Here is a 9,918-nt window from a genome sequence, read left to right as displayed (position 1 = left end):
GACGCCCCAAAAAAGTAACCAAAAAAGGGCTCGCTCCCACATACGGCCCCTGCGCTGCGCTTCGGGGTTCCCTCACTCCGGCATTGCTCCCGGGAGGACCGCGCTGAACGGGCCATCCTGGCCCGCAGCGCTTGCCGGCCATCCATGGCCGGCACCTCCCTTCGCAATGCCTGCGTTCGGCCTTCTGAGGTCGCTGGTAGATCAAGATCAAGAGCACGCCTCGCTGCGCTGGCGCAGAGCGGGATTGGTGTGGCTGTCTGATTTTTGTTTGGTTGAGATTGCCGGGGCTGCTGCGCAGCCCTTTCGCGACACAAGGCCGCTCCTACGCCGACCGAGAACACCCATATCTAACGGGCTTGCACGGTCAATTGTAGGAGCGGCCTTGTGTCGCGAAAGGGCCGCGCAGCGGCCCCGGCAATCCAACATCGAACCACAATTGCGAAATCCACACTGCCCCGCCCTGCGCCAGCGCAGCGAGGCGTGCTCTTGATCTTGATCTTGATCCCCCGGCGACTCAGAAGGCCGAGCGCAGGTCTTGCGAAGGGAGGTGCCGGCCATGGATGGCCGGCAAGCGCTGCGGGCCAGGAGGGCCCGTTCAGCGCGATCCTCCCGGGAGCAATGCCGGAGCGAGGGAACCCCGCAGCGCAGCGAAGGGGCCGGATGTGGAGCCAAGCATTTTTTTGGTTACTTTTTTGGGGCGTTTGCCAAAAAAGTGACTCGCCGTAAGGGCGAAAGGGGCCCGTTCACACACCACAAGGAATGGATAAGCCCCCAATCTAACCCAAGAAACAATCAACCCTTAACCGAAGAAACCCGAGCAGGCTTCTTCTGCAACAAATGCGAAAACACCGCATGCAGATCGTCCGAAGCACTCTCCTCATCGAGGTTCAGCTTGCTATCGATATGATCCATATGATGCATCATAAGGCTAACCGCCTGCCCCGCATCCCGCGCTTCGATCGCATCGATCAGCTGCATATGCTCGTCATAAGAACAGTGCGACCGGTTCCCGCTCTCATACTGCGCAATGATCAAAGACGTCTGCGACACCAGACTACGCTGGAAGCTCACCAACGGCGCATTGCCAGCAGCTTCAGCCAGCTTCAGGTGAAACTCCCCGGAAAGCCGAATCCCAGCCCCGCGATCACCCCGCGAGAAGCTGTCACGCTCCTCACGCACCATCTGCCGCAACTCGTTCAACTGCTCAGCCGTAGCATGCTGCACCGCCAGCTCAGTGATCGCCCGCTCAACCATCCGTCGCGAAAAGAACACCTGCCGCGCCTCTTCAACCGTCGGGCTGGCAACCACGGCACCGCGATTGGGCCGCAGCAACACCACGCTCTCATGGGCCAACCGCGACAACGCGCGACGAATGATGGTGCGGCTGACGCCAAAGATCTCGCCCAGCGCTTCCTCGCTCAACTTGGTGCCCGGCGCCAGCCGCTGCTCGAGGATCGCCTCGAAAATATGCGCGTAGACGATGTCGTCCTGGGTACCACTGCGCCCGGCCTTGCCGGTGCGTACAGGTTTCTTGAGAGGCTGCAGCTGTTCGTTCATGGGCACTCGAGCATGGGAATCCGCCAATCGGACCTTGACTGTACTGCCTGTCAGAGGGTGGCTGGCAAGCCCTGGTTGGAAATAAGAAGTAAGGTACTGGCCCATTGTACACAGGCTGACCCGTTTCTGCAGGTGGCCATTTCGGCATATAGCCACTATTTACAAGATTGTACCCAGGAAAGATAAAACATTATTTGCATTATTTGTACACAAACGCATAATCCAGCGAGCAACTTCTTGACCCATGAGTCAACAAACCGGTCAGACGTCTGCCTCACCCTCGCGGAATCACCAAGTGCATAGCGCAGGACACTGGTTCCGAACAACAAGAAAGACTTGAGGAGTACTCGCAGTGGACACCCGCAAATCCGACGCCCCTACGCTGGATCTCACTCCACCGCTCGAAACGAGCTGGCTGGAACGGATTTTCAAACTCAAGCGACACGGCACCACCGTCAAGACCGAAATGATCGCTGGGGTGACCACCTTCATCACCATGGCCTACATCATCTTCGTCAACCCCAACATCATGGCCGACGCCGGCATCGATCACGGCGCCGCGTTCGTCGCGACCTGCATCGCCGCCGCACTGGGCTGCCTGTTGATGGGCCTGTACGCCAACTGGCCAGTGGGCCTGGCCCCGGGCATGGGCCTCAACGCCTTCTTTACCTACACCGTGGTCGGCACCATGGGTTACACCTGGGAGGCGGCGCTGGGTGCCGTGTTCGTTTCTGGCGTGCTGTTCATGTTCCTGACCTTGTCGCGCGTGCGCGAGTGGCTGCTCAACAGCATCCCGGTCAGCCTGCGCCATGCCATGGGCGCCGGCGTCGGGCTGTTTCTCGGGCTGATCGGCCTGAAGACCGCAGGCATCGTGGTCGACAGCCCCGCCACCCTGATCAAGCTCGGCTCGCTCCATGAACCAGGGCCACTGCTGGCCGCCGTGTGCTTCCTGATGATCGCCGTGCTCAGCTACCACCGCGTATTCGGCGCGATCCTCATCGCCATCATCAGCGTGACCCTTGCTGGCTGGGGTCTGGGCCTGGTGCAGTACGGCGGCGTGTTCTCGCTGCCGCCAAGCCTGGCGCCAACCTGGCTGGCGATGGACGTCGCCGGGGTGTTCAACGTCAGCATGATCAGCGTGGTGCTGGCCTTCCTGTTTGTGCACATGTTCGACACCGCCGGCACCCTGATGGGCGTCGCCCAGCGCGCCGGGCTGGTGTCGGCGGACGGCAAGATCGAGAACCTGTCGCGTGCTTTAAAGGCCGACAGCGCCTCTAGCGTATTCGGCGCCGCCGTCGGCGTACCGCCGGTGACCAGCTACGTCGAAAGTGCCGCGGGGGTGGCTGCAGGCGGCCGTACCGGCCTGACAGCGGTTGTGGTCGGCCTGCTGTTTGTGGCAGCGATGTTCTTCGCACCGCTGGCCGGGATGATTCCGGCCTATGCCACCGCAGGCGCGCTGATCTATGTGGCGATGCTGATGATGGGCAGCATGGCCCACATCAACTGGGATGAAGCCACCGACAGCATCCCGGCGATCGTCACTGTCATCATGATGCCGCTGACCTTCTCGGTCGCCGACGGCATCGCCCTCGGCTTCATCAGCTACGTGGTGCTCAAGGCGGGTACCGGCAAATACAAGGAAATCTCTGCCAGCTTGTGGGTGCTGTGCGTGATCTTCATTGCCAAGTTCGTCTTCCTGTAAAGCTCCCCTGCCCGCCGGCGCCTGGCTTTTGCCGCGCCGGTAGTGACTGCGTTGGCTCGCACAGGCTCTCACTGGGGCCTGTCGGGGACGATCTAACCCCTTAAAATCGCTGACCTGCGGCAAATCCTACCCATCAGCGAGAACTTTCCTACAGCTCTGTAGGCTTCGTCTGCTATCCAACAGCTTCTGCAGAAATTCATGATTCCGAGCCATTTCTCGGATCTGCAGGAAGCGCGTCCCATGTCACATCCTACTGCACTGCCTCTCAGCCTTCCGTTCGCGGCAACGCCAGCACACAATAGCGTGCGCTCATGAGCGAGCCTCCAGTCAGCTGCGCAACCTCGGGGCCCACCTGCAGCGGCCGTGTGCCCATCCTGCCGGTGCGCTACGCCATCGTCCCGCGGCCCGCCGACGCCCCGACTTATCGCTACGCGGAGTCCAGTCTCAACCTCGAACAAGGCTTTGCCCCACTGCAGCACTCCGCCTACACCCTGCGTGCTCTGCGCCCGGGCTATGTGTATGTGTTCATGAAGGGGACGAAACGCGAAAAGCTGGTCATCCACGAGTACGACGGCGACGGCCACTATCAGGAGCTGCGCTATTGCGGCCTCGATTGCTACAACCGACGTAGACGCTATATGGGCAGCCGTACCCTCGGCTGGGTCTGGGCAGACACCAGCGCCGAGGCCGGCAAAGAAGTCTGGATCGCCTACAGCCCGCACCTGTGGACCAAAGCCATGACCGCCCGCATCTGCCAGTCTGAGGCTCTGCGCAAGCGGCATATGCGTCTGCTGGATACTGCTGAACTGGTCGCCGGCAGCAAACAGCCCTCGACTCAGCCGCACGTACTGCCTGTCAGCGCGCTGAAGGAATGGGTAGAAGACTTCAAGCCCGAGGATCGACGCATGTCGTTGACCTGGAGCAGCCACCCGATCAAGGAAACCCTGCCGATGGGCTCCCTCGGCGCAATGCTCCGCCAGTATCCGTATACCCAGCCGAAGATCCCCGCAGTCGTTGCGCTTAATGACGCAGAGGGCATGGCGTTGGACCTGAGCCTGTCGGTTTCGGCCTATCAGCACCAGATGCGCGATCTGATCCCGTCCGAGCAACTGTATCACCATGAGCCTGAGTCGAATTCCGAGCAGGCCTGCGTGCCCAAGTGCTTTCGGCTGGACGCAGAGCGCCTGAGCCCACAAAGCCGCGACTTCCACCACCGCAATCTGGTGGCCATGCTGCTCGACAAGACGCTGGTCAGCATGTATCCAGCCCGGCCTCGACGTTCGATAGATGAAGCAGCGCGGCAGTTGAGTATTTCAAAAGGCCGGCCCTGGCCGCCTGCCGCTGAGGCACGTTACCGAGCACTAACTCACAAGAACTACTCGGAACACGGCGCACGGCTCGGTTTGAGGATTGATACGGACAAATACCTTAGATTCCTGGCCGAACGCGATGAGTTGGAACAGCGCATTAGCGTGCTGCGCGAACGAGCCCTGCAAGCCAGTAACGACCACGACATCTGGCTGGGCACAGCCGAAAACCAGCATATCGACGATCCCACCAGCCTTGCTGCAGCACTGGCTAGCTATGACCGCGATGACTGCACCTCCGCCACCGGACTGGAGATGTCTCTAGCACTGTTGATCCATCCGATGGGGCAGCCTGCGCCCGGCACGGACGGCGAGGATCGCCGCGTCAAGCGACTGGACCAGTGGCTTGACCAGCATGACAGCCCGCTTTATGTGGCGCTGGCGCCGTTTAATCCATTCAGGGACAAAGCCGATTCTGTCGGAAGCTTGTTGGCCGGCAGTGACAATGTAATCCAAGGACTGGCAGGGCGTTTCCCTGCGATGGCCAGCATTACTGACCTAACCGCACAGTCGGTCATGACCACAGTGCTCAAGCGCATGAACGGCAAGACGCGCTGGGATGCCAGTAACAACCTTCGCAAACAGGTGCTCTTGGCGGCGTCCGAAGCCAACGCAGAGAAAGCATTGGGACTGCTAGCAGCCCGGTACAGCGTTACCGACCAGCTTCTTAAGGAAAGTCCATTCAGCCAAGAGGTAGATCGATACCTCAAGAGCGGTATGGCACATGTTGAGGAAATCAGGAAAGTAGACATAAGCGGCAAGCGCACTGTGACTGTGGAGATGACTACTGAGCTTCGGGTGAAACCAAGCTTCCTTGGACTACTTACTGCAACTAGCAGTGCACCGCTAAATGCAGCAATGCTTTGGTTCAATGTGATCAGCTTAAGAGCCGCCTATAACAATCTACAGAAAAATGATACACCGGAGCATGTGACCGGATTTATCGCATCAATCTTCGGGGTGATGGGTGCGGTAGCTGCTACGCTTGTTGCTACCAGGGGCGTACAGAAAGCGGCGATGCTGAAGCTCACCCCCAGAGTTCCTGGGACGAGCTTCGGCAACAGCTTTATCAGATTTCTAAGTAGCAACTTATTCGCGCGACTTTCGGGATATCCAGCCATATTTTTTGGCGCATATTCCGACAGGGAGAAAGCCTTACGGCAAATGAGCAATGGGGGCACTGCAGCTTCAAGGTACACACGTGCTGGTGGATTAACCAGTGCCCTCGGATCAGTGTTGGTATTAGAGGGAGGCCTTGCAATTACAGGCGCAACTTTCGCAATACCTTTCGCCGGATGGGCTGCCGCAGCTATCGTCATGCTCGGAGCTACAGTGATCGCGGCAGGATCCTACCTGCATGCTAAAGCCAACGAAAAAATTCACTACCCAATAGAACTGTGGGCAGCCAGAAGCGTTTTTGGAAACTACTTGAATGATGGAGAAATTCGCGAATATATTGCTCTTGATATTAATAAGAAGTTGCCGGCATTTCGAGATATTAGGGAAGAGATTAGCGAATGGCATAAAGAGTCTTACTCACCCATACACCTATCTTCAGAGCAGACAAAGAAACTCGGCATAGCGCATATTGATAGCAAATGGATTCAAATCGATTCCACTTCTTTCTACAACATAGCTTCCGCAAACTACATAAACTTGCACCCCCCGAAGCCCATCGCCGAATTTACCATTCTACTGCATGGTTTCGTATTAGGCCAAAGTACATGGTCAGCCCGCTTAAGCTCCAACAATCTAAAGGGCTCAAATTTAGATCTAGCAATCACTCCCAAATGCTACTTAACCAGAGCTGGATTAATCATTCATATAAAACAGGAAATCAAAAACAAGCACTACGCAGCATTAGCTGTAACCTACACCATTAATACAGGCTTATTAGGTGACGTAGAGCTGACCACGCACTTTACCCTAGGAAATTAACAAACATGTCAGTCGTTTGGCTTTTTTCAAGCAAAACCTCCACCAAAGAAAAACCTGAAATCGCAGACCAAATTATAAGCATATCACCTGAGATACTGAGCCTACGAAACCCCTGGGTTACAGACTCTGTATTCATGGGAAAATTATACACCGCCATGATTACGGCGATGACGATTCTTGTGTACCCACAAATTTTGGGACCAGACTATTCCTTCGAAGGAGAATACGACCTATTAGCCATGGACCTAATTTTACCTTTCATTTTTGCGCCCTTTCTAGCCTACCGCATCTGGTACATAAAAGGATTATCAGCCTTCTATCTAAACCGCACCACCAAAAAAATCTATTACCAACGCTTAAGAAAACTGGTAATTTTTGATTGGGAAAATGTTCACGGCGGATTGTTCAAGCGCATCGAATATGGCGGTGCTTCTTTTAGCAATTGCTACGCACTGGCATTTGCCCCGCGTCGTGAAGACGGTAGCCTCCATCAAAAAGACTGTCTATGGATCGATAGTAACGAACCAACCGAGGCGGACATCAAGCATGTCGCGCAGGCTTGGGAATATATGCGCTGCTTCATGGAACACGGCCCAAACAAGCTCCCACCGCCCGGCGAACCTAATTGGCTCTATATCCCTCTGCATGAGATTTGCCTAACGCCATTACAAGCATGGCGGCATTACGCGCCTTGGCGCAGTGGCGAAAGGGGTGAAATGCAGGGGAAGAAAACTTGGATGCTACCCTTTTGGGCGATTCTATTCCCTTACAACCTCTCAGTAGCAGTTAGCTGGTACGTGATCTGCCGCATGTTCAACGTCAAGGCGGCGCCACCACCCGCCGAGGCATTTGAAATACCCAACGATTTATCTGAAAGAAAGCTCAGATGAAACATGTCCTACTTGCCGAAACTCGTCACAACTCTCATGACATAAAGCCTTACACCCCCGCCAATGAGCACGCGCCAGGCGAAATATTAGAGCTCTACCTCCTAGGACAACAAGCATGTCGGTCATTTGGCTCTTTACAACCAAACACCCCACCACAGAACCGCCTAGAATCGCAGATCAAACGATCAGCCTATCCGCTGAAGTGCTGGCTCTGCGCAACCCCTGGGTTACCGACTCCGTATTCATGGGAAAATTATACACTGCCATGATTGTGGCGATGGCGATTCTTGTGTACCCAAAAATCTTGGGCCTAGACTTCTCATTCGAAGGAGAATACGACCTATTAGCCATGCTCCTACTTACACCGTTTATTTTTGCGCCCTTTCTAGCCTACCGAATCTGGTATATAAAAGGATTATCAGCCTTCTATCTAAACCGTACCACCAAAAAAATCTATTACCAACGCTTAAGAAAACTGGTAATTTTTGATTGGGAAAATGTTCACGGCGGCTTGTTCAAGCGCATCGAATATGGCGGCGCTTCTTTTAGCAACTGCTACGCACTGGCATTTGCTCCGCGTCGTGAAGACGGTAGCCTCCATCAAAAAGACTGTCTATGGATCGATAGTAACGAACCAACCGAGGCGGACATCAAGCATGTCGCGCAGGCTTGGGAATATTTGCGCTGTTTCATGGATCACGGCCCAAACAAGCTTCCACCGCCCGGCGAACCTAATTGGCTCTATATCCCTCTGCATGAGATTTGCCTCACACCATTACAAGCATGGCGGCATTACGCGCCTTGGCGCAGTGGCGAGAGGGGTGAAATGCAGGGGAAGAAAACTTGGATGCTTCCGTTCTGGGCGATTCTCTTCCCCTACAACCTCTCAGTAGCAATTTGCTGGTACGTGGTGTGCCGCCTGTTCAACGTTAATGGGGCGCCACCGCCCGCCGAGGCACTAGAAGTGCCTGCTGAGAACTTATCTGAAAGGAAGCGTAAATGAAGCCAATCTTCCCCCTTGGCCATCGCCACATAGGAAATTAGCATTGTGCCAATAGCCTGGCTATTCAACGTTGAAACATCCACCGATACCGCTCCCAGGATATCCGGACAGCTTTTAAGCCTATCCAGTGAGACCTTAGTTTTGCGCAACCCATGGGCGACCGACTCTATATCCATGGGAAAGCTCTACACCGCAGCAATTATTACTACAATGATCTTTACCTACCCCTACCTAAACGAAACCGATGCCAATTACGATCTTGAAGGCGCATATCTATTTGCAGGACTACTGATATCCGCACCCTTCATGTTCGCTCCATTTCTAGTTTATCGCGTATATTTAATAAGAAATTTCTCGAGCATCTACTTTAACCGAGTCACAAGAAGAATCTACTACAGAAAATTGCAAACCACGTTCACACTTGATTGGAGCAGCGTTGAAGGCGGCTTGTTCCAGCGCACAGAATTTGGTGGCTCATCATTCACAACAAGCTATGCCCTGGCATTTTCGCCGCGCAGTGAGGACGACTCAGGGAATCGAAAGGACTGCCTTTGGGTCGACAGTAATGAGCCCAATGACCCCAGCGTTAAACATGTTGCCGAGGTGTGGGAGTACCTCCGTCACTTTATGGACCATGGCCCTGAGACGCTGCCTGTCCCTACCGAACCGAATTGGTGGCACCGACCCATTCACCAGGTTGCTCTGCCACCCGCAGAAGCATGGCGGCACTATGCCCCTTGGCGCACCGGTGAAGCTGGTGAGATGCAGGGCAAAAGGTATTGGCAACTGCCCTTCTGGGCCATCCTGTTTCCGTACAATCTGACCGTCGCCCTCTGCTGGTATTACCTTTGTCAGCTTTTCAGCATCCGCGAAGCCCCTGCCCCCGCTGGAGCCTTTGTCAAAGCTCCCTGCCAAACCAGCGAAGAAGACGACCAATAGCCCTGACTGCGCCGCGTGACCAACTGAATCACCCGCCCAGACCCAAAACCCCCAGACGAAAAAAAGCCCGCCAGTGTGAGAGCGGGCCAAAGACCTACGAAGATTCTTCTAGCGACCAACTAGCTTCCGCGATAGGTCGAGTAGCTGTAGGGCGAGATCAACAGGGGCACGTGATAATGCTCTTGTTGCTCATCAACCCCGAAGCGCAGCACTACAACATCCAGGAACGCCGCGTCTGGCAACGCCACGCCCCGAGCTCGGTAATAATCTCCAGCACTGAACTGCAACTGGTACACGCCGGTACGGTAGTCGTCGCCCTGCAGCAGTGGCGCGTCGACGCGGCCGTCGCTGTTGGTCAGTGCGCTGTTCACCAGTTCCAGCTGCTGGCCTTCGACACGGTACAACTCGACCTTGATCGAGCTGCCCGGGCAGCCATGCGCGGCATCCAGTACGTGAGTGGTCAAACGTCCCATGTGCTTGTCGCCTCTTGTTCAAATCGTGGGCAGAAAATACTCGGCGGCA

The 9,918-nt window shown here is 55.5% G+C and carries 7 protein-coding genes; 5 read left to right on the top strand and 2 right to left on the bottom strand.

Annotated elements, in window-relative coordinates; genetic code table 11:
- Positions 1-792: 792 nt before the first annotated feature.
- On the bottom strand, positions 793-1,557 hold the full coding sequence (locus ACQZ2L_RS17560) for a GntR family transcriptional regulator (protein WP_430327150.1): 765 nt from the start codon (positions 1,555-1,557) through the stop codon (positions 793-795).
- Positions 1,558-1,909: 352 nt separating this feature from the next.
- Here ACQZ2L_RS17560 and ACQZ2L_RS17555 point away from each other — a divergent pair, with 352 nt between their 5' ends.
- From ACQZ2L_RS17555 to ACQZ2L_RS17535, 5 genes are all read left to right on the top strand, one after another.
- Positions 1,910-3,259 carry an NCS2 family permease gene (locus tag ACQZ2L_RS17555; protein ID WP_430327149.1) on the top strand — a complete coding sequence of 450 codons (1,350 nt, stop codon included), beginning with the start codon at positions 1,910-1,912 and terminating at the stop codon, positions 3,257-3,259.
- Between the two features lie 311 nt (positions 3,260-3,570).
- Positions 3,571-6,564, top strand: a complete 2,994-nt coding sequence (locus tag ACQZ2L_RS17550; protein ID WP_430327148.1) for a T6SS effector BTH_I2691 family protein — start codon at positions 3,571-3,573, stop codon at positions 6,562-6,564.
- A 5-nt stretch (positions 6,565-6,569) separates the two neighbouring features.
- Positions 6,570-7,454: a DUF6708 domain-containing protein gene (locus tag ACQZ2L_RS17545; RefSeq protein WP_430327147.1), complete on the top strand. Its 885-nt coding sequence runs from the start codon at positions 6,570-6,572 to the stop codon at positions 7,452-7,454.
- Positions 7,455-7,569: 115 nt separating this feature from the next.
- Positions 7,570-8,457: a DUF6708 domain-containing protein gene (locus ACQZ2L_RS17540; RefSeq protein WP_430327146.1), complete on the top strand. Its 888-nt coding sequence runs from the start codon at positions 7,570-7,572 to the stop codon at positions 8,455-8,457.
- 45 nt (positions 8,458-8,502) lie between these two features.
- Positions 8,503-9,396 (top strand): hypothetical protein, encoded by an 894-nt coding sequence (locus ACQZ2L_RS17535; protein ID WP_430327145.1) that lies wholly within the window; start codon positions 8,503-8,505, stop codon positions 9,394-9,396.
- Between the two features lie 119 nt (positions 9,397-9,515).
- Here ACQZ2L_RS17535 and uraH read toward each other — a convergent pair whose 3' ends face one another.
- Positions 9,516-9,869 carry a hydroxyisourate hydrolase gene (gene uraH / locus ACQZ2L_RS17530; protein ID WP_103436700.1) on the bottom strand — a complete coding sequence of 118 codons (354 nt, stop codon included), beginning with the start codon at positions 9,867-9,869 and terminating at the stop codon, positions 9,516-9,518.
- Positions 9,870-9,918 lie beyond the last annotated feature (49 nt).

This window comes from Pseudomonas shirazensis, assembly GCF_050496565.1.
GTDB classification, from domain to species: Bacteria; Pseudomonadota; Gammaproteobacteria; order Pseudomonadales; family Pseudomonadaceae; genus Aquipseudomonas; species Aquipseudomonas shirazensis_A.
Note: the sequence above shows the minus strand (reverse complement) of the source record. Positions and strands in the feature narration are given on the sequence as shown.

Bases quoted from the DNA above. Each gene is read 5' to 3' on its own strand.
- ACQZ2L_RS17540 (WP_430327146.1), top strand. From the start codon at position 7,570: ATGTCGGTCATTTGGCTCTTTACAACCAAACACCCCACCACAGAACCG.
- ACQZ2L_RS17560 (WP_430327150.1), bottom strand. From the start codon at position 1,557: ATGAACGAACAGCTGCAGCCTCTCAAGAAACCTGTACGCACCGGCAAG.
- ACQZ2L_RS17545 (WP_430327147.1), top strand. From the start codon at position 6,570: ATGTCAGTCGTTTGGCTTTTTTCAAGCAAAACCTCCACCAAAGAAAAA.
- ACQZ2L_RS17550 (WP_430327148.1), top strand. From the start codon at position 3,571: ATGAGCGAGCCTCCAGTCAGCTGCGCAACCTCGGGGCCCACCTGCAGC.
- uraH (WP_103436700.1), bottom strand. From the start codon at position 9,869: ATGGGACGTTTGACCACTCACGTACTGGATGCCGCGCATGGCTGCCCG.